This window comes from Subtercola boreus (assembly GCF_003399645.1).
Taxonomy (GTDB): Bacteria; Actinomycetota; Actinomycetes; order Actinomycetales; family Microbacteriaceae; genus Subtercola; species Subtercola boreus_A.
The window spans coordinates 222,963-243,002 of the sequence record NZ_NBXD01000002.1 but is presented as its reverse complement, the minus strand read 5'-3'; the positions used below and the strand labels follow the sequence as shown (position 1 = coordinate 243,002).

General features: G+C 66.7%; 17 protein-coding genes and 1 tRNA gene. 5 read left to right on the top strand and 13 right to left on the bottom strand.

The features are described from left to right. Nucleotides 1-157: 157 nt before the first annotated feature. Entirely contained in the window at nucleotides 158-1,180 is a 1,023-nt protein-coding gene (locus B7R24_RS01225) for a LacI family DNA-binding transcriptional regulator (protein WP_116417311.1), read from the top strand. A gap of 65 nt (nucleotides 1,181-1,245) precedes the next feature. Here B7R24_RS01225 and rbsD read toward each other — a convergent pair whose 3' ends face one another. From rbsD to B7R24_RS01185, 8 genes are all read right to left on the bottom strand, one after another. Beyond that, nucleotides 1,246-1,650 carry a D-ribose pyranase gene (gene rbsD, locus B7R24_RS01220; protein WP_116417142.1) on the bottom strand — a complete coding sequence of 135 codons (405 nt, stop codon included), beginning with the start codon at nucleotides 1,648-1,650 and terminating at the stop codon, nucleotides 1,246-1,248. After that, nucleotides 1,647-2,531: an NAD-dependent epimerase/dehydratase family protein gene (locus tag B7R24_RS01215; protein ID WP_116417141.1), complete on the bottom strand. Its 885-nt coding sequence runs from the start codon at nucleotides 2,529-2,531 to the stop codon at nucleotides 1,647-1,649. The genes rbsD and B7R24_RS01215 overlap by 4 nt, the downstream gene beginning before the upstream one ends. Nucleotides 2,532-2,595: 64 nt before the next feature. After that, nucleotides 2,596-3,639, bottom strand: coding sequence for an ABC transporter permease (locus tag B7R24_RS01210; RefSeq protein WP_116417140.1), 1,044 nt, complete (start codon nucleotides 3,637-3,639; stop codon nucleotides 2,596-2,598). Beyond that, nucleotides 3,636-5,144: a sugar ABC transporter ATP-binding protein gene (locus B7R24_RS01205; protein WP_116417139.1), complete on the bottom strand. Its 1,509-nt coding sequence runs from the start codon at nucleotides 5,142-5,144 to the stop codon at nucleotides 3,636-3,638. The genes B7R24_RS01210 and B7R24_RS01205 overlap by 4 nt, the downstream gene beginning before the upstream one ends. 2 nt (nucleotides 5,145-5,146) lie before the next feature. After that, on the bottom strand, nucleotides 5,147-6,127 hold the full coding sequence (locus B7R24_RS01200) for a substrate-binding domain-containing protein (protein ID WP_172582653.1): 981 nt from the start codon (nucleotides 6,125-6,127) through the stop codon (nucleotides 5,147-5,149). A gap of 106 nt (nucleotides 6,128-6,233) precedes the next feature. Next, nucleotides 6,234-7,703 carry a four-carbon acid sugar kinase family protein gene (locus tag B7R24_RS01195; protein ID WP_116417137.1) on the bottom strand — a complete coding sequence of 490 codons (1,470 nt, stop codon included), beginning with the start codon at nucleotides 7,701-7,703 and terminating at the stop codon, nucleotides 6,234-6,236. Beyond that, on the bottom strand, nucleotides 7,700-8,371 hold the full coding sequence (locus tag B7R24_RS01190; protein WP_253259217.1) for an aspartate/glutamate racemase family protein: 672 nt from the start codon (nucleotides 8,369-8,371) through the stop codon (nucleotides 7,700-7,702). The genes B7R24_RS01195 and B7R24_RS01190 overlap by 4 nt, the downstream gene beginning before the upstream one ends. Nucleotides 8,372-8,480: 109 nt before the next feature. Beyond that, on the bottom strand, nucleotides 8,481-9,404 hold the full coding sequence (locus tag B7R24_RS01185) for an NAD(P)-dependent oxidoreductase (RefSeq protein WP_116417135.1): 924 nt from the start codon (nucleotides 9,402-9,404) through the stop codon (nucleotides 8,481-8,483). A gap of 89 nt (nucleotides 9,405-9,493) precedes the next feature. On the opposite strand from B7R24_RS01185, the gene B7R24_RS01180 reads away from it, so the two are divergent. Continuing rightward, nucleotides 9,494-10,198: a FadR/GntR family transcriptional regulator gene (locus tag B7R24_RS01180; protein ID WP_116417134.1), complete on the top strand. Its 705-nt coding sequence runs from the start codon at nucleotides 9,494-9,496 to the stop codon at nucleotides 10,196-10,198. A gap of 16 nt (nucleotides 10,199-10,214) precedes the next feature. Here B7R24_RS01180 and B7R24_RS01175 read toward each other — a convergent pair. The 4 genes from B7R24_RS01175 to serS all read right to left on the bottom strand — a co-directional run bounded on the left by B7R24_RS01175 (nucleotide 10,215) and on the right by serS (nucleotide 14,196). Then, nucleotides 10,215-10,299: transfer RNA gene (locus B7R24_RS01175), tRNA-Ser, on the bottom strand. A 60-nt stretch (nucleotides 10,300-10,359) separates the two neighbouring features. Next, entirely contained in the window at nucleotides 10,360-11,838 is a 1,479-nt protein-coding gene (locus B7R24_RS01170) for a virginiamycin B lyase family protein (protein WP_116417133.1), read from the bottom strand. Between the two features lie 58 nt (nucleotides 11,839-11,896). Continuing rightward, nucleotides 11,897-12,922 carry an HAD family hydrolase gene (locus B7R24_RS01165; protein ID WP_367302597.1) on the bottom strand — a complete coding sequence of 342 codons (1,026 nt, stop codon included), beginning with the start codon at nucleotides 12,920-12,922 and terminating at the stop codon, nucleotides 11,897-11,899. Continuing rightward, entirely contained in the window at nucleotides 12,919-14,196 is a 1,278-nt protein-coding gene (gene serS / locus B7R24_RS01160) for a serine--tRNA ligase (RefSeq protein WP_116417132.1), read from the bottom strand. The genes B7R24_RS01165 and serS overlap by 4 nt, the downstream gene beginning before the upstream one ends. A gap of 89 nt (nucleotides 14,197-14,285) precedes the next feature. Between serS and B7R24_RS01155 the strand changes: the two genes are divergently transcribed. After that, nucleotides 14,286-15,221: a diacylglycerol/lipid kinase family protein gene (locus B7R24_RS01155; protein ID WP_253259196.1), complete on the top strand. Its 936-nt coding sequence runs from the start codon at nucleotides 14,286-14,288 to the stop codon at nucleotides 15,219-15,221. On the opposite strand, the gene pheA is transcribed toward B7R24_RS01155, so the two are convergent. Continuing rightward, on the bottom strand, nucleotides 15,218-16,174 hold the full coding sequence (gene pheA / locus B7R24_RS01150) for a prephenate dehydratase (protein ID WP_116417131.1): 957 nt from the start codon (nucleotides 16,172-16,174) through the stop codon (nucleotides 15,218-15,220). The genes B7R24_RS01155 and pheA overlap by 4 nt on opposite strands. 208 nt (nucleotides 16,175-16,382) lie before the next feature. Between pheA and B7R24_RS01145 the strand changes: the two genes are divergently transcribed. Further along, nucleotides 16,383-18,266: a putative Ig domain-containing protein gene (locus B7R24_RS01145; RefSeq protein ID WP_116417130.1), complete on the top strand. Its 1,884-nt coding sequence runs from the start codon at nucleotides 16,383-16,385 to the stop codon at nucleotides 18,264-18,266. A 119-nt stretch (nucleotides 18,267-18,385) separates the two neighbouring features. Then, nucleotides 18,386-20,011: a phosphoglucomutase (alpha-D-glucose-1,6-bisphosphate-dependent) gene (gene pgm / locus B7R24_RS01140; RefSeq protein WP_116417129.1), complete on the top strand. Its 1,626-nt coding sequence runs from the start codon at nucleotides 18,386-18,388 to the stop codon at nucleotides 20,009-20,011. Nucleotides 20,012-20,040 lie beyond the last annotated feature (29 nt).

Genomic DNA, 20,040 nt, shown 5'->3' with positions numbered 1-20,040 from the left:
TGCTCGTGCACGGCCGCCGGTGGGCTGCCGCTCTGTGAAGGTTCACAGTGCGACGTGGACCGGTGTCGGTGCAAGCCTTCTGTGAACGTTCCCAACCATAAACAGAAGAGCGCCGGATTGTCAAACCTCGAGCCGTGCAGACGGTACAGTGACTCCCATGGCACGTGACAGGTCGCTCCCCCGGCGGGCGACGATCCATGACGTCGCTGCCGTCTCCGGCATCTCCCGCGGCACCGTCTCACGGGTGCTGAACGGGGAGCCCTACGTCTCCGACCACGCGCGACAGGCGGTCGAAGCAGCGATCCGCGAGGTCGGTTATGTGCGCAACACGGCCGCTCGCAACCTGGTCACGCAGCGGTCCCGTGCGGTGGCGCTCATCGTGCACGAGCCCCATTCGCTGGTGCTCGAAGACCCCAACATCGGCAACATCCTCATCGGCACGAACGCCGAACTGTCGAATGCCGACTATCAGATGGTCACGCTCATCCTCGACTCCGCCAGAGACAGCGAGAGGGTGGCCGAATACCTCCGCGGCGGATTCGTCGACGGTGCCATCATCCTCTCGGCCCGGGTGGGCGACCCGATCGCGCTCGCCGTCGCCGAACTGGGCATCCCGGCCGCCTTCGTCGGTCACCCGCCGAACGCGCCCGACATTCCCTATATCGGTATCGACAACACGAGCGCCGCGCGCCAGATCACGACCCGGCTGCTGAAGACCGGCCGGAAGAGGATCGGGATGATCGCCGCCGCCCTAGACCGCGACTCGGGGCAGGACCGGCTCACCGGATTCACCGCGGCCCTGGGCGAGAGGTTCGACCCGACCCTCGTGGTGGACTTTCCGCTCTACGCCTACGACACCGGGGCCGAAGGCATGCGTCAGCTCCTCGCGCGTGAGCCGGCCATCGACGGGGTGTTCGCCGCTTCGGACGCGGTCGCGGCAGGAGCGATGGACGTGTTACGGAACGCCGGCCGCCGCGTGCCCGACGACGTCGGCATCGTGGGCTTCGACGACAGCTCGTGGGCCATCCGCTGCCACCCGGCCCTCTCGACCGTGCGCCAGCCCGCCGACGAACTCGGCCGGCAGGCCGCCCTCCAGGTGCTCGACCAGCTGCGCGGCGGACCCAGACCCACGGGCGGCACCCTGCTGCAGACCGAGGTCGTCTGGCGGGATTCGGCCTGACACGACGAGGGCCGCGCCGGCCCGGTGGGGCACGGCGCGGCCCTTTCCGCGCAGGGTACGACGGCCTAGAAGGGCGCTCCGGAGAACAGCATCACGTTCGAGAACGGGGTGTACTCGCCCGTGCGAACGATTGCCCGCGCGTCGCGGCTGCTCGCCTTGAAGTCGGCGTGGGGCACCAGTTCGACCTCGACGCCCGCGGCTTCGAGCCGCGACCTGACCTCACCCAGCACACCCGGGCTCGCCGCCTCCATTTCGGCCGAGACGACGGCCCGCTCGACGACGAATTCAGCCAGAACGGTGTCGAGCACGTCGAGGAAGGCGGGCGAGCCGGGCCGGTAGGCGAGGTCGATGCGCTCGACCCCCATCGGAATCGGCAGGCCGGCGTCGGCGATCACGATCGCGTCGGTGTGGCCGCACTCCGAGATGACGCGGGACAGCGCCGGGTGGATGATGCCGTCGGTGCTCCTCATCGGGCGAGCGCCCGTCCGTCTGCGTCGAGGTAGTCCCGCCACGAACGCTTCGGGGTCCAGCCGAGCATCCGCTGGGCCTTCGCGCTCGAGATGCCGGAGGCATCGGGGCGGTCGAGCTCGCGCAGTTCGATCTTGTCACCGTAGTAGGTGTGCAGGATCTCGGCGAAGTCGTGGCCGCCGACATTGTCGGGCGAGGCGATGTAGAAGACCTCGTGGCCGGGGAGGTCGGACTCGGTCGCCAGCACGATCGCGTCGGCCAGGTCGTAGGCGTCGATGTAGCTCCAGAGGTTGGGGCTCAGCACCGAGGCATCCCGGATCTGCGGGCCGAGGTTCTGCTCGTAGTTGCCCTCGTTCTGCACCCAGCTCGGCCGGATCGAGATCACCCTGATGTCGCTCCGCTCGACCGCGGCGGTCATCAGCTGCTCGCCGAACGTCTTCGACAGCGCATACGGGTCCTGCGGGTGCACGGAATGCAGCTCGTCGACCGGCGCATAGTCGGGCAGGAACGGCCGCTCGGGAAAGAAGAACCCGGGAACCGTCTCGCTCGAAATGTTGACGAAGCGCTTCACGCCGAAGCGCACCGCCGCCTCGAGAACGTTGAACGTCGCCATCAGGTTCGTCTTGAACACGACGTGCGGCGGGTTGCCGGTCGGCTCGGGAATGGCCGCGACGTGCACCACGGCATCCGCGCCCCGGATGACCGCGTAGGCCTCGCCGGCATCAGTGAGGTCGGCCATACGGTAGTCGGCGGCGCCCGGTTCTTTACGCTCGAACCCGGGGCGGGTCAGATCTGTCTCGAGCACGTCGTGCCCGGCCTCGAGCAGCGCCTGAACTGTCGCGCGACCGACCTTGCCGTGGGCTCCAGTGACAACAACCTTCATGATTCTTCCTTCGTTTGTGAGTGACGTTCTGTGTGCCCGTCGGGCACGGTTCCGGGTGAAAAAGTCAGCGTCTGCCGCGGCGCCACATGTTGAGAGCGACGGCGGCGACGATGATGACGCCGCTGAAGACCTGCTGCCAGTACGCCGAGATGCCGAGCAGAATGAGGGCGTTCTGAATGAGCAGCAGCAGCGAGGTTCCGAGCGCCGTGCCGAGGATGCCACCGACACCGCCGAAGAGGCTCGCGCCGCCGATCACAGCGGCACCGATCGCCAGCAACTCGTATCCGTTGCCCGCAGCCGGTTGGCCGACACTCAGCCGCGCTGTCTCGAGGATACCGGAGACCGATGCGAGGGAAGCCGAGATCATGAAGACCGCGATCTTCACCCGTCGCACCCGGATGCCGGAGAGCTTCGCCGCCTCCTCGTTCGAGCCGACGAAGTAGATGTGCCGGCCGAAGGTGGTGCGCGTCAGTACGAAGTGGGCCGCAAAGGCGATGACGACCGCGATCCACACCGGAATCGGGATGCCGAGGAACGATCCCTGCCCGAGGTAGAGAAAAGCCGCCGGAAAACCGCTGATGGTCGAACCGCCCGTGGTACCGAGGGCGAGACCGCGGGCGACCGCGAGCATCCCGAGTGTGACGACGAAGGAGGGTATGCCCACGAAGGCGTTGATCGTGCCGTTGACCAACCCGACGAGGGTGCCTCCGATCAGGGCCAGAATCACGGCCAGCGCGGGCGGGAGACCCGACGTGACCATGAGCTGGCCGGTGAGCACGCTCACCAGCGCGACCGTCGAACCGACGGAGAGGTCGATACCCCCGATCAGGATGACGAAAGTCATGCCGACGCTGATGATGAGAGCGAGGGCGATCTGCCGGCCCACGACCGTCAGGTTGCCGACCGTCATGAAGTACGGCGAGGCGAACGAGAGAAAGATCACCAGCACGATGACCACGCCCGCCAGGCTCGACTCGCGGGCGGTCAGAACCTTCCACGCCTGGCCGCGGATGCGCTGCCCCACGCCCTGACGGGCGGGCGGAGTGCCGTTCGGCACCGTACCCCCAGCCGTTCCGCCGGTTCCGACGACGGCCTCTTTGATCGTCATGACTGTTCTCCCTCTAGTCCGGTGGCCATGGCCATGATCCGCGTCTCACTTGCACTGGCGACGGCGAGTTCGCCGACCCCGTAGCCTTCACGCATCACCAGGATGCGATCGGCGATTCCCAGCACCTCGGTCAGCTCCGACGAGATCACCACGACGGCGACCCCCTCGTCTGCGATGGTGCGGATCAGTCTGTAGATCTCGGCTTTCGCCCCGACATCCACGCCCCGCGTCGGTTCGTCGAGGATGAGCGTGCGCGGCTTTCGCGCCAACCACCGCGCGAGCACCACCTTCTGCTGGTTGCCGCCGCTCAGGGTTCCGGCTGCGACCTCGACCGCCGACTGCCGCAGCGAGAGGTCGCCCGCGAGCCGTTTGGCCAGGTCGCGGTCGCGCCGTCTCGAGACGAACGACAGCCGGCTGATCGAGGGCAGCGAAGCTGAGGAGATGTTCTCCCGCACCGACAGTCCGAGAAACAGACCCTGCTGCTTGCGGTCCTCCGGCACGAAGCCGATACCGGCCGCCATGGCCTCGCTCGGGTTGCGAAGCGCCAGCGCCTTCTGGTCGACGAGGATCTCGCCTCCGCTTCGTTTTGTCGCCCCGAAGATCGTGAGGGCCGCATCGCTTCGGCCGGCGCCGATGAGTCCGGCGAGCACGAGGATCTCGCCGGGCTGCACCGAGAAGCTCACGTCGTGCAACAGCGCACCCGAACTGAGCCCTCGAACCTCCAGAGCTGCGGGGACGCTGTAGTCGACCGGCTTCGAACGCACTCCGTAGAGATCGTCGAGCTCGCGACCGACCATCATCTGAATGACCTCGCCGGGTGCCGTCTCGGCCGCTTCGCACACACCGACCACCGCACCGTCACGCATCACCGTGATGCGGTCGGCGATCTCATAGATCTCACGCATCCGGTGCGAGACGTAGATGACACTGACGCCGTTGGAACGCAGTCGGCGCACCAGAGTGAGCAGCGTGTCGACCTCCTCCTCGGTCAGCGACGACGTCGGTTCGTCCATCACCACCACCCGGGCATCCACCAGCAGCGCCTTCGCGATCTCGACCATCTGCCGCAGCGCGATGTTGAGGTCGCCGACGAGGTCTCGAGGGGAGATGCTGATGCCGAGGCCGGTCAGCAGCTCGGTGGCCCCGCGATCCATCGCCTTGAAGTCGACGGTGCCGAAACGGGTGCGCGGCTCCCGCCCGACGTAGATATTCTCAGCGACGCTGAGATCGTTCGCGAGGTTCAGCTCCTGGTAGATGACGGCGATGCCGCTCGCCTGCGAATCACGGGGCGAGGAGATCTGCACGACCGTGCCGTTGACCTCGATCGTTCCCTCGTCTGCCTGAACCGCGCCGGCGAGCACCTTCAACAGCGTGCTCTTACCGGCCCCGTTCTCACCGACCAGCGCCATCACCTCGCCGGGGCGTACCGAGAGGCTGACGTCGCGCAGGGCGATGACCCCCGGATAGCGCTTGACGACACCCTTCATGGCGATGAGCGATTCCATCGTCAGTGGGCTGTCTTCTGGAACTCAGCGAGAGTGTCGGGGGTGACCGTGACCACACCGGTGTCGACCGTGAAGCCATCCGTCAGCTTCGACGCCTTGTTCTTGTAGTCGATCAGAATCTGCAGGGCCTGCCCGGTCATGCCGAACGGCTTCTGCGAGATGAGTGCATCGACGCAGCCGGCGTTCATACCGTCGACACCCTGCGGCACGACGTCGAAGCCGACCGACTTGACCTGGCCGCACTTGCTCGCGGACTGCAGGGCGCCGGCGATGCCGGGCAGGTCAGAGCCGCCGATGCCGATGAAACCGGCGAGGTCGGGGTTGGCCTGCAGCACTGTCTCGGCAGCCGACTGGGCCGTCGCGATCGACTCGTTCGAGACCTGGGTGTCGACGATCTGCATGTCGGGGTACTTAGCGATGGCCTTCTTGACGCCCTCGAGACGCTGGTTGAGGTTCACGGCGCTGAGGCTGCCGATCACGACGGCGACCTTGCCTTTCTGGCCGACACTGGTGGCCAGCGCCTCGCCGGCCGCCTCGCCCGCCGCGACGTTGTCGGTACCGACGTATCCCAGTACCTCGCTGTTCGGCACGGGGCCGTCCCAGGCGATGACCGGGATGCCGGCCGCCCTCGCCTTGGCGATGTCGTCGACCACGCTCGCGGGGTCGTTCGGCGAGATCGCGATGCCGGCCGGGTTGGTGGCGAGGATCGAGTCGAAGATCGCGACCTGGGCGGCCGCGTCGTCAGTGTCGGGGCCGAGGAACTTGGCGGTGACGCCGAGCTTCGCTGCGGCATCCTCCATGCCCTTCCGTGCGTCGACCCAGTAGGGGTTGTTCAGGGACTTCGGAAGAAAGACGTAGGCACCGGCCGTGTCATTGGCCGAGTCGCCGGCGACGGCGGTGCCTCCGGATGCTGCTCCGCTGCACCCGGCGAGGGCGAGCGTGGCCGCCGCGAGAACGGCGGTGAAGGCGATGGCTTTGCGCATTATTACTCCTTTGTAATGAGTGCTGTTCACTCGGGTGTGGATCGGATGATCCGGGGGTGTGGGGGTTGAGGAAAGAGAGGGAAGGGATGCTCGGGGTGATGTGGGGCTATAGGGCGTCTCCCCGAAGAAGCTCGACGGCCCGGGCCAGGGAGTTCCCGTCTCCGACATTGCCCGCGAAGACCACATAGGGAAGCCCGGAGAGTCTCGGCTGCTCGGCGCTGTCGTTCAGCCACACCGAGACGATGCCGGGAAAGAGTTGGCCGACGACTTCGGCGCGCTCGATGCGCAGCCCATCGGTGGCGACATCGCTGGATGTGATGCCGCCCTTGGCGAGCACCCAGGCAACGTCGACCTTCGCGACAGCGTTCTCCGTCGCCTCGACGAGCGCCTTCGACACGGCCTGTGCGATCACGAGGCTGGAGTGGCCCGAGTCACCGGTGATCTCCTGCCTGCTCGACACCAGCATCGCATCGGACTCGCGCAGCGCTTCGACTAGGGCGAGCGTGCACCGCTCGACCTCCCGCGCCGCCGAAGCGGCATCGAGCAGCCGGGGTACGTCGAGCTCGACAGACGCGATGGCAGGCACGTCACGCATCAGCGTGGCCACCTGCCGCGAGGTCAGCTCGACGTGCGATCCGACGACGATGAGCCCGTGCCCGGCGCGATCGCCCGCCGCGAAGATCTCTGCGTGCGAGAGCGGACCGCGGTCCGCCACTCCGAGCCGGGCCGCGACGAACGACGGGCCCGTGCGACAGAGCACGCGGGCTCCCGCCTCCTCGGCGAGCACCAGTCCGAGTGCGACGATGTCGAGGTCGCTGTCGGCGAGGGCGTTGACGATCACCGGCACCCCGTCGGAACACGACAGGAGGATGTCGCGCACCCGCTCAGGGCCACCGGTTCTGATGTCGTCAAGGGTCAGCGACCTCACATCAGCCGCGACGATGGCGCCGGCAGACTTCTCTTCGACATAGTCGGCCAGGTTCGAGCTTCGAAACCCGAAGGTGGCGTCGCGGGCGTAGTTCGTTTCGCCGACCGGAACGACCGTCTCCCCCACCGTGACGAAGTGCGTGTCGTCGGCCGTGACCCGACCGGCGGCGATGTACGCGGGTGCCAGAAGCAGAGCGTCGAACGGTTCACCGGCGGTGCGGGCCAGATCGGCCAGCACATCGGTCTCCAACGGATAGTGGCCACGCAGGGTCGAATCGCTTCGGGTGATGAGCGTGTACCGCTGCCCGCCTGCGGCCGCGGTGCGGGCGATCGCTGCGGCGATCTCCTGCACGACGCTCTTCGCTTCGGCATCGTTCAAGCCTCGGGTGTTCGTGAGGATGAAGAATCCGTGGGTCGGGTGACCGAACGCCCAGCGGAGGTCGTCGTCGCTCCACCGTGTGAGCACGGGAATGCCGTGCACGGCCTGGGTGCCGGTGGGGTCGTCGTCGAGAACGATGACCCAGCTCCCTGCCGAGCGGTTTGCGGCGCGGATGCTCGAACGGGCATCCGGAACCACTCGTGGCTCGGGGGCGGACTGCAGCAGTTCAGCGACCGAGCGGGCCGTCGACACGGTCTGCTCGGTCGTCATCGGGCGAGCTCGCGAACGCGTTCAGCCAGCAGTTCGACGCCGATGCGGGGGCTGGTGAGTACCTGCAGGCCGGTCGTCTCCTGCAGGGTGCCGGCCAGACGACCCATGGATGCCTGGGCCAGCACGATCAGGTCGACATTCTTCGCGAGCTCCGCGGCTTCGGCGATGACCATCCTGTCGTGGGTCTCGCGGTCACCGCCCATCAGGATGTCGAAGGCACCCGCGGTGAGGCGCTGTTCGATCGTGACCTCACGGCCGAGCTCGTCGGCCTTCGCCTGGATCAGGTCACTCGTCGGGGCGAGCGTGGTGGGAACGGTCGCGAGCACACCGATGCGGCTGCCGGTCTGCGCGGCCACGATGGCCATCGCCTCGTCGACCTTGACGACCGGCGTCTGCACAGCCCGCGCGGCGACGTCCAGCGCCGGGCCGAGCGATGAGCAGGCGGAGAAGATGATGTCCGCTCCCGCGGCCTCGGCCGCCTGGGCGAGGTGGGTCATGCGCTCTTCGCTGCGGGCGGAGATGCCGCCTTCGCGAACGACCGTCGCGAGCACGTCGGAGTCGACGAAATGCATCACCTCGGCGTCGGGCATCATCTCTGCAATCAGGTCGTTGATGACCGGCTCGACAGAAACGAAGACGAAACTCGTGTGCAGCACCGCGATCTTCATTGACACGTCTGATCTCCTTTGATGTATGACGCAAGACGTCAGTTGTCTTATCTTTAGCCACAGCGATCGAGAAGTCAACCCGACGGGGCCGCCGGATGTCTCGATCCGGTTACGGACGCGGGGTCAGCATCCTGATCACGGCAGAATCGTCCTTCATACCCAGGCCCTGCGCCTGCGCCAGGAGGTAGACCTGCTCCGCGGAGGCTGCGAGCGGAGCCGGCAAGCCTGCCGTGCGCGCGGCTCGGCCGACGATTCCCATGTCTTTGACGAAGATGTCGAGACGGCTCAGCACGGCTGCTTCATCTCCTTCGTGCTCCTCGATCATCCGCGGGCCGCGGTTGGCGAGCATGAAGGATGCGGCGGCCCCGGCTCCGAGCGCCTCGAGCGCTTTCGCCTGGTCGAGTCCGAGGGCGGCCGCAAGAGCAAGGGCCTCCGCGGCTGCGGCGATGTGGATGCCGCAGAGCAACTGGTTCACCGTCTTGAGCGCCTGGCCGTCGCCGGGGGTGTCGCCGACAATGATGAGGGTCGAGGAGAGCCTGTCGAGAACCGGCCGGGCGCGGGCGAGAACCTCCGGGTCTGCGCCGACCACGATGAGGAGGTCACCCTCGCCCGCCCGGATGGGACCGCCCGAGAGCGGCGCATCCACCAGCCCGACACCCGAGCCCGCGAGGCGCTCTGCGACCGCGGGGATGGCGCTGCCCCCGACAGTGCTCGTGAGAATGATGACGCAGCCCTCGGGGAGCACCCCGGCGACGCCGGTCTCACCGAACAGCGATTCCAGGAGTTGCTCTTCGTTCCGAACGGCGAGGAGCACGGCATCTGCTCCGGTCGCCGCCTCACGCGCGCTGCCGAACGTGGAGACGCCGTGACCCTCCGCCTCCTGGCGGCGGTCTTCGTTGATGTCGAAACCTCTGACGGTGAAGGCGCCGGCCAGTCTGGTCGCCATCGGCAGCCCCATGGCACCGAGACCCAACACAGCAACGGTTGAGGCAGCATCCGCCACATTTTCGGTTTCGAGGTTCGAGTCAGACATGTCAGTCATCCTACCTTCACCGGTCAGAGGCGGCGGCAGACGGAATAGGCTTCACTCACGCGAACAGCGCGCATGAACCGGAGGTCACCGTGGCTCGTCAGTCTCTCGTCGCCATGATCTCCGACGAGCTTCTGACGCGCATCGTCTCGGGCGAGTTCGCCCCCGGTTCCACGCTGCCCGGCGAACAGGATCTCGTGGCACGACACGATGTCAGCCGCGTGACCGTGCGCGAGGCGGTCAAGACCCTCGAAGCGATGGGGGTCGCCCGCATCGAGCGGGGCAGGGGCACCTTCGTCAACCCGCTGAGCGAGTGGACCTCGTTGGAGGCGGTTCTGCGGGCAGCCTCCAACGGTAAGAACGACGCGACCGCTGCCATCCAGCTCATCGAACTGCGCCGCATGCTCGAGACCGGCGCAGCAGAACTCGCCGCGACCCGCATCACCGGCGAGGAGATCGAGCGCCTCGACCGGCGCCTCGCAACCATGATCGCCGCCCACCACGTCAACGATGTCGCGAAGTTCGTCGAGGCAGACCTCGCCTTCCACGACATCATCCTGAGGGCATCCGGCAACGTCTTCCTCGCCGTTCTCTTTGAACCCCTCGCCCGCGTTCTCGCGGTGCGCCGCACCCAGACGTCTCGGGTGCCCGAGATCCAGGCCCACGCCATCGCGGTCCACGGCCTGATCGTCGAGGCCCTGCGCTCGGGCGACCCCGAACGGTCCCGCCAGGCGATGGACGCCCACATGGCGCAGACCCTGCGCGACCTGAAGACGCACGTGCTGCACATCGCGTAGCGCGCGGGGGGCCGTGCGGAGGGCGCGAGATTCGAACTCGCGAGACATTTCTGCCCACCAGTTTTCAAGACTGGCTCCATCGGCCGCTCGGACAGCCCTCCCTGGCCATAGGCGAAAGTCGCCGACAGCTCGCCTCAGTGTAACGGAAGCCTCCACCTTCGTCAGGCGTGTTGGCGCCGATGCACTCTTGCCGCGCAGGCGCCCACGACCCCGAGGATGAAGGCGATCGCACCCGCGATACCCCACCGACTACCGTCGGAAGCGCCCGTGCTTGCGAGAACCCCGGTCGAGTGCGCTCCGGTGCCTGCCGACTGGCCTCCAGCCCCCGCCGTGGCCGTCGCCGTCGGAATCGCGGTTACCGTCGAAGGGGGCGTCGGGGACGCCGTCGGCGCAACCCCACCTACAGCAAAGCTGACGGTGAACGGCTCGCTCTTTGACACCAGACTGGTCGCGACGACGGTGAAGCTGACGGAGCCAGGCGTGGGCGGCATGCCCGTGAAGACACCGGTCTTGGGATCGAGCGTCAGCCACGCCGGAAGAGTCGTCGAGGAGAAGGTGATGGGGTCGATACCCGTCGCCGTCACCGTTCCCGTCACCCGAGAGCCGACCTGCGCGCCCGTCACGGGTGCCTGCAGCGTGACAGCCGTCGCGAGATCGATCGACGAGACGACACCCCGGGCGAAGCTCGTCGTGAGGAGTACGTTCTGTGGCGAGACAGCGATCCCGAAGACCCCCGAGCCGGCGGGCATGGTCTGGATCGTGACCGCCGTGGAGGCTCCGGCAGGAATCACGCTGACACTGTTCGCGCCTCGGCTGGTCACATAGACGTTGTCGGCTCCGTCCACAGTCAATCTGGAGGGTACCGAGCCGGGCAGCAGTCGAACGCTCGACACGATATTGGAGCCGGACGCCTTGGCGGGGTCGATCTGAACGACGGTGTCGGCGGCCGAGTTGGCGACCCACAGCTTTCCCCTGTGGTCGATGGCGATCGCAAAAGGCGCACCCGTCGGAAGCTGAGCCACCTGCTCGGTCTTGGCCGGGGTGATGCGGGAGACCGTGCCGTTACCCGAATTTGCCGTGTAGATGACACCGTCCGGGTCGGACACGATCCCCACCGGCGCAGACCCTGCAGGAAGCCGCGCGTAGACCGCTGTCGATTGGTAGGTGGCGCCGACCAGCTTGACCTGAGAGACCGTATCTGACGAAGAATTCGCGCTGTAGACGACGTCGGTCGGTGTGATGGCGAGCGCGTCCGGCTTGATCGCTGCTCCGAGGTCGAAGATCGTGGGCACTGTCGCCCCCGGAACGAAGCGCGCGATGGAGTGCGTGTCGACGTTGGCGCTCCACACCGCGGTGGTGCCGTGCTCCACCTTCACGTCGATGGGATTCGAGCCAGCCGGCATCGACATCGACCGACCGGTTTCGAGCACGCCGCCCGCGGTGTAGGCCGTGATGGAGTCCGACCCGAGATTGGCGACGAAGAATTCGCCGCTGAATGCGACGGCCACCGCCTGTGGGCTCGACCCCGCTCCGATCGTGACGAACGGGTCAGCGGTCACCGGCGTCGCGGACGCGGCGCCCCCGATCGCAACGAGGGCTATGCAGAAGACCGGAGCAAGAACACGGCGAGAGAGGTTCACGCAGGTGACAATAGCTCATTAATACCATCGTGCCAATGTCACCCCAAGATCGGACGCGTCAGCGCAGCTGCGCGAGCGCGTGAGCGAGGCCGTCGTCGTAGATCGAGGCGGTCACCTCCGTCGCGACCGCCTTCACGTCATCGGGCGCCTGGCCCATCGCCACTGCGCGACCCTCGACCGAAGCCCACGTGAGCATTTCGATGTCGTTCCGCCCGTCGCCGGCCGCCAGCACGCGCGCCCCGGGGATACCGAGCAGCTGCCGCACCCGCTCGAGCGAGGTCGACTTGTTCACGCCGTCGGGTGCGATGTCGAGCCAGGCCGTCCAGCCGACCGAGTACGAGACGCGGTGCAGGCCCATGGTCTCGACGATGGCGAGGAAGTCCTCCATGTCGTGTCCGGGTGAGATGACGACGACGCGTGTCGCCTCCACGTCGAGCAGCTCGTCGAACGTAACGGCTTCACCCCCGACATCCGTCGCCCCGTTCGGAAAGTCACCGGTGTAACGGAAGTATCCGTCGGCATCCTCGACCGCGTAGTGGGCATTCGCCAGATGCGCGCGGATCTGGTTCAGCACGGCGCCAGGGTTGAAGGTCTCGACGATCTCCCGCCGATAGCCGAGGGGAGCATCCGCATCCCGTTGCATGGTGATCGCACCGTTCGAGCACACGACGTACTCGGGCGTGATGCCGAGCAGGTCGAGCACGGGCAGTGTCGATGCCACGGAGCGCCCGGTCGCGAGCATGACCTCGTGGCCGAGGCCGGTGAGGCGGGCGACCTGGTCGGTGAGGGCGGCGCCGATCGTTCCGTCTTCGGTGAGCACGGTTCCGTCGATGTCGAGCGCGATGAGCCAGCGTTCGGGGTTGGTGGGGTTGGTCTCCGGATGATCGGCAGAGCCCGGAGCGTCCGCGACGGCGCCTCGCGGCAGATCGACCTGCCCCGGTCGCGCCGCGGAGTCGGGCTTCTCGGTGCTCGAAACGGCGGCAGGCTCATCCACCATCGGAGTCTCGCCCTCCTCCGCCTCGCGAGCCGCCTCCTCCGCATCCCCGAACGGAACGTCACCGGCCGGCATGTCGCCCGCGCTCACGGGCGCCGCCCGTTCAGCGGCTCGATGACCTCGAGGCCGCCGAGGTAGGGGCGCAACACCTCGGGCACGCGCACCGAACCGTCGGACTGCTGGTGCGTCTCGAGGATGGCCACGATCCACCGCGTCGTCGCGAGCGTGCCGTTGAGCGTCGCCACGGGTGCGGTCTTGCCCGATTCGGTGCGGTACCGGGTATCCAGCCGTCTCGCCTGGTACGTCGTGCAGTTCGAGGTCGACGTGAGCTCCCGGAACGTGCCCTGCGTCGGCACCCACGCCTCGATGTCGTACTTGCGGGCGGCCGACGAACCGAGGTCGCCCGCCGCGACGTCGATCACGCGGTAGTTGAGGCCGAGGGAGGCCAGCAGCTCCTCCTGGTAGCCCAGAAGGCGCAGGTGTTCGGCTTCGGCGTCTTCGGGCAGCACATATGAGAACATCTCGAGCTTGTTGAACTGGTGAACGCGCAGGATGCCGCGGGTGTCCTTTCCGCCCGAGCCGGCCTCCCTGCGATAGCAGGTGGACCATCCGGCGTAGCGGTAGGGCCCCTCGGTCAGATCGAGGATCTCATCGGAGTGGTACCCGGCGAGCGCCACCTCACTCGTACCCGTGAGGTAGAGGTCGTCGGCCGGCAGGTAGTAGATCTCGTCGGCGTGCTCCCCGAGAAAACCGGTGCCGCGCATGATCTCGGGGCGCACCAGCGTCGGCGTGATCATCGGCGTGAACCCCGCGTCGAGCGCCTTCTGCAGAGCGAGGTTCATCAGGGCGAGTTCGAGCCGGGCGCCGATTCCGGTGAGGAAGTAGAAGCGCGCCCCGCTCACCTTGGCGCCGCGCTGCAGGTCGAATGCACCGACCAGCTCCGCGATCTCGACGTGGTCGCGCGGCTCGAAGTCGAAGGCCGGGCGGGTTCCGACCTCGCGCAGGGTGATGAAGTTCTCCTCGCCGCCCGAGGGAACGCCCGCGAGGATGGGGTTGGCGATCGCACCGACCAGTTCGCTGAACTGCCGTTCGGCATCCTGTACCCGCTGGTTGGCCTGCTTCACCGATGCGGCGAGGGACTGGGCCTCGGCGACCAGCGCCTTCTTCTCGTCTTTTGCGGCCGCCGCGACCTGCTTGCCGAAAGCGTTCTGCGAAGCGCGCAGGGTGTCGTACTCGCCGATCGCGGCGCGACGCTCGGCATCTGCCGCCAGAGCCCGCTCGACCAGCTCGACCGAGTCGCCCCGCGCCGCCTGGGATCGTCGAACGAGGTCAGGGTCTTCGCGCAGGAGTACTGGATCGATCACCTGCACAATCTTAGCGATGCCCTACCCTGTGACTTGTGGCTGAAGCAGAGCAACCGACACCTCTTCCGGGCATTGAACGAGCGGCGGTCGTGCTGAATCCGATCAAGGTGGATGCCGTGAAACTCCGCGCGGCAGTCGAACGCAGAACGTCAGAGGCCGGCTGGGGCGAAACGCTCTGGTACGAGACCACGACGACGGATGCGGGGCAACTCGTCACCTCCGAAGCGGTACGGGCCGGGGCGGCCGTCGTCATGGCTGCGGGCGGCGACGGAACCGTGCGAGCGGTGGCCGAAGCGCTGCGCGGAACCGGAGTACCGCTCGCCCTGCTTCCGTCGGGAACGGGCAACCTCCTCGCCCGGAACCTCGACCTCACGATGGACTTCGACGAGGCCATCACGCTCATGTTCACCGGGTACGACCGCAGCATCGACCTCGGCCTGATCGACATCCTGCGTCCAGACGGCGGAGCCGCCTCCACCCACGTCTTCCTCGTGATCGCGGGGCTCGGCATCGACGCGAAGATGATCGCGAACACCAACTCGAAGCTCAAAAAGGCCGTCGGCTGGCTGGCCTACGTCGACGGCGGTATTCGGGCGCTCCCCGAACTGCGCTCCATCAGAATGCAGGTCTCGATCGATGGCGAGGAGCCGTGGCGCTCCGTGTCGTCCCACTCCGTGATGGCGGGCAATTGCGGACTGCTGCCCGGCGGCATCCTGCTCATTCCCGAAGCGAAACCCGACGACGGGGTGCTCGACTTCATGGCGCTGCGGCCGCAGGGGCCGTTCGGCTGGATCCGCGCGTGGAACAAGGTGACGATCGAGAACGGCGTGCTGGCGAAGTCGGCCGCGGGTCGCAGGTTGATCGACATCTCGCCCGAGGTGAAAGACGTCATCTACGCGCAGGGCACCGACCTGCGGCTGCTGCTCGAGGAACCGCAGGAGATTCAGCTCGACGGCGACGAGTTCGGTGCGGCGACGTCGCTGCACATCCGGGTCGACCCGGGCGCGCTGCGCGTGCGGGTCTAGCGGGTACCAGGCTCTTCGCTGAGCAGGGAACGCAGCCAGTCGCGCGCTTCGATGAAGACACCGTCGTCGTAGCGTTCGACGTACTCGACCGGCGCCCGGTCGGCCCGCGGATACGAACCGAGAAAGATCACGCGCGGACTGAAACGCCGCACGCCGAGCATCGCATCCGCGACCCGTTCGTCGAGGATGTGGCCATCGGCATCGATGATGAACCGGTACCGTCCGAGCGCATCCCCGATCGGACGCGACTGCAGCAGACTCAGGTTCACCCCCCGCGTCGAGAACTGTTCGAGCAGCTCGAGCAGGGCACCCGAACGGTCCGCGGGCAGCTCGGCGATGATGCTCGTCTTGTCGGCACCCGTCGGCGTCGGCAACGAATCCGTGCGGCTCACCAGAACGAACCGTGTGACCGCGTTCTGGTTGTCACCGATATTCTCGGCCAGCACGTTCAGCTCGTGGTGCTCGACGATGCGGGGCGGGGCGATCGCGGCATCCGCCAGATCGCTGTCGAACAGGCTGAGCGCACTCGCCACGTTCGAGGTCGACGGGATGTGCCCGTGCGTGGGCAGGTTCGCCTCGAGCCAGCCGCGGCACTGCGCGTAGGCGACCGGGTGGGCGTTCACGACGTGCACGTCTTTCAGCTCGATGCCGGGCCGCGCGACGAGCGCGAACTGCACCCTGACCAGGTACTCCCCCACGATGCGCAGGTTCGGGATGCTCGCCAGCGCATCCTGGGTGGCGCTCACGCCACCCTCGACCGAGTTCTCGATCGCGATCATGGCGGCGACGCTGCGGCCACTCGTCACATCGTCGAGCGCCTCGCCGACGTTGTTGACGCTCCGCCAGGTCTGCCCTGCGGCCTCCGGCACCTGTGCGAGTGCCGCCTCGGTGAAGGTTCCGCTCGGGCCGAGGTAGCTGTAGGTCTTAGACGCTGCGGGTGTGCTGTCGGGCATGGTGCGAGCCTAGCGCGCCGCACTTTGACCCCCATTCAGGAGTGATTCGCGCGGAATTCCTTCACCCAACCTTACCTTTTGCTGAATTTTCATCATTTGCTGTAAGAAATCGCTGACAGTCAACTCTCTCCACCTAGGAACCCGGAATCCGGAATCCGTCCGGTAGTCCCCGACTCACCACGAGCCGCAAACGAGAAGGAAAAAGTTGATGAAGCTGTCGAAGATGGTGGCGGGTGCCGCCGTAGCGGTACTCCTGGGGGCCGGTTTGGTGACGGGCGGGAGTGCGGGGCTGGCCTCGGCCAATTCGCAGGCGCTGAATCACCGGCCTCTCGCCTGCAAGAGGGGATCAGACGTGATCGGGGGCCTGCAGCCCGACATGGGGTGCGGGTACAGGGGTTCCTCCGGAGGTGGCGCATCGGGCGACCCGACCGGCGGGCCGACCTGGGGCTACGACCGTTCGATCTACACGGACACGAAGGATTTCAGCCCGTGGGAGGTGCTGAACAACACGAAGCTCTTTCCCTCATCGGACTCGGGGTACGAATGCACCCCCGCCTCAAACGGTTCCAACCTCTGCGAGCGTTCCACCGCGCAGAGCCCTCTTCCGGGTATCGACAACGCATCGCTCTCACAGCTCAAGGCGCAGGCCAATCGCGGCAGCGTTCTCAGCTGGGTCGAGGACGACTCCATCCACTGCACGTCGACTCTCCAATGTTTCAAGACGACAGTCGTCTTCCCGAAGTACACGGCGGATGCCATGTATACCTACTCGTCCTCGGGCGAGCTCAATACCCCCCAGGTCTCCTGGTACAGGAATGACGGAAAGGGCACCGGTGGTACTGGTACCTACATCGGTACCTCCAAGGGCTTCCTCTCGGTCGACTCGTCCGCAGACGCAGACATCGAGAACGCTAACTCCGTCTCCGTCAGCTCGACTATCAGCCCTACCTCGGTGAGCGGGAGCGACAAACGCGCGGACTATTCGGTGAGCGTGCGGGCTGCCACGGGCGGATCGACGCTTGTACGCCTACACGTCGTCGGTTTCCGAGACACCACCGAGGATTCCATTCCCAGCGACTGGGTGCGCCTCAGCGACCTTTCCAGCGAGTACGTCGTCTATCTCATTCCGTCGCTCAACCCGGGAGACATTTCGACAGCACGGCTGCACCTGACGGTGACGGGATTGGCTGAGGCGTATGTGGTTGCGGATGGCAATGGAACAACAGCGAGTTCGGTCGTCCAGGTGCGCCCCGACTCGCCCGTCTGCACGACACCGGGAACGAAGGAAGGAAAAGGGGTCGCGGCTGTCGGAACCCAAGCCACTCTTCTCCGTGGCATCCACTGCACCACCCCGGTGTCGACGACCCTGAAAGCGTGGACCGGAGACAGCCGGGGGGCCGGTGCGTTCCGAGTCGTCAGCGACGAGATCAGTTACACACCGGCTTCCGCCACCTACACCGGTGACGACACGATCTTCGTCTACACCGAGAATGCCGCTGGGGTTGCGAGTCTGCCGACAGCCATCCACGTGCGTGTTGGCGGGTCAGCGGTCTCAGCCGACGATGACCAGACAGTCGACGCAGACACACCCCTCGTGCTCGATGCTGCAAACGGCCTGACGGCAAACGACATCTTTCCGAGTGGTCGGGATGGCTGGAGCGCTGCGGTGGACGCCAACCCCGCCACGGGGAAGGTGAATGTGGCAGCTGACGGATCTCTGCGCTTCGACCCAGCACAGTCCTTCACCGGCGATGTCTCGTTCACCTACCACCTGAACGGCCCGCTCGGAGCGCGCAGCGAAACCTCCACCGTCACCATTCACGTCGTGAGCGACCAACCGCCGACCGCCGTGCTCGGTCAGTCGTACAGTTACTCAGGGCATACCTCGCTGGGCTCCTCGTCGCAGTTCCAGGTGACCTCGGGCAGCCTTCCTGACGGCCTCAAGATCGACAGGAGAACCGGTGCGATCTCGGGGACGCCGACGAAGCCGGGTACGTTCCACTTCACGGTGAAGATCACCGGGCAGGGCGGCTCGGCCGTCCGAACCATCGACATGGCCGTGGTCGACCCGAGCGTCTCCGACGATGAGTAAGTTCCCGCTGTGAAACGCGGGGCGGTGGTCTTCTCCCTCACAGGCGGGGGAGAAGACCATTTGTCCACAGATGGCGCAAGTGCTCGCATCCCGCTGGCGACGGGTGCCAAGATGAAGGCATGAACGAGCGCGCCGGGCTGCAGGCCCTTCCCGAAGACCTGGTGGATGTCGATGCCCTGGTGGCGGCCTACTACGACCTGAAGCCTGATGTGTCGAACCCCGAGCAGAAGGTCGTGTTCGGCACGAGCGGGCACCGGGGGTCGTCCCTCGACACGGCCTTCAACGAGAACCACATCCTCGCGATCACGCAGGCGATCGTGGAATACCGGGCGTTGCAGGGCATCACGGGGCCGCTCTTCATCGGGCGCGACACGCACGGCCTCTCCAAGCCGGCCGAAGACACGGCACTCGAGGTGCTGAACGCGAACCGGGTCACCGTCTGGACAGACTCGCGAAACAGCTACACACCGACGCCGGCCGTCTCACACGCGATCCTCCGCTACAACAACCCGGCCTCGGGCCACTCCGACCAGGCCGACGGCATCGTCATCACGCCGAGCCACAATCCTCCGCGCGACGGCGGCTTCAAGTACAACCCCCCGCACGGCGGTCCGGCCGACTCCGACGCCACGGGATGGATCGCGGCCCGGGCGAACGAGCTGGTCGAGGGTGGGCTCGTCGATGTGCTGCGCGGGGAGGCGACCCCGAGCGACACCTACGACTTCCGCGAGCACTACGTGGCCGACCTGCCGAGCGTCATCGATCTCGACAAGATCGCGAAGTCGAAGATCCGCATCGGTGCAGACCCGCTGGGCGGCGCGAGCGTCGAGTACTGGGAGCTGATCGGCGAGCGCTTCGGGCTGAACCTCGAAGTCGTCAACACCGAGGTCGACCCGCAGTGGGCGTTCATGACGCTCGACTGGGACGGCAAGATCCGCATGGACTGCTCCTCGCCGTACGCCATGGCATCGCTGGTGGCCCGCCGCCACGACTACGACATCTCGACGGGCAACGACGCAGATGCCGACCGGCACGGAGTCGTCACCCCCGACGCCGGCATCATGAACCCGAACCACTACCTCGCCGTCGCAATCCAGTACCTCTACGGCAATCGCACGAGCTGGCGACCGGATGCCGCGATCGGCAAGACGCTCGTGTCGTCGACCATGATCGACCGGGTCGCAACCTCGCTGGGCCGTCGGCTCTGGGAGGTGCCGGTCGGCTTCAAGTGGTTCGTTCCCGGGCTCATCGACGGAAGCGTCGCCTTCGGCGGCGAGGAGTCGGCGGGAGCGTCGTTCCTGCGCTTCGACGGCACCGTCTGGACCACCGACAAAGACGGCATCATCCTGGCGTTGCTCGCCTCGGAGATTCTCGCGGTGACCGGCAAGACGCCGTCGCAGCACTACGCCGACCTCGTCGCCGAGTTCGGCGACCCGGTGTACGAGCGCATCGACGCCGCGGCCTCCAAGGCGCAGAAGGCCCAGCTCGCCAAGCTCGACGGCGACGACATCCAGGCGTCGACGCTGGCGGGCGAGCAGATCACGGCGAAGCTGAGCAGGGCGCCCGGCAACGACGCCGCCGTGGGCGGGCTCAAGGTCGTCACGAAGAACGCCTGGTTCGCGGCGCGCCCCTCCGGTACCGAAGACGTCTACAAGATCTACGCCGAGTCGTTCCTCGGCGCCGAGCACCTGAAGGAGGTTCAGGCCGAGGCGAAAGTCATCGTCGACGGCGCGCTCGGCGCCTGAGGCCGGGCCTCGAGTCGGCGCGCTCGGCA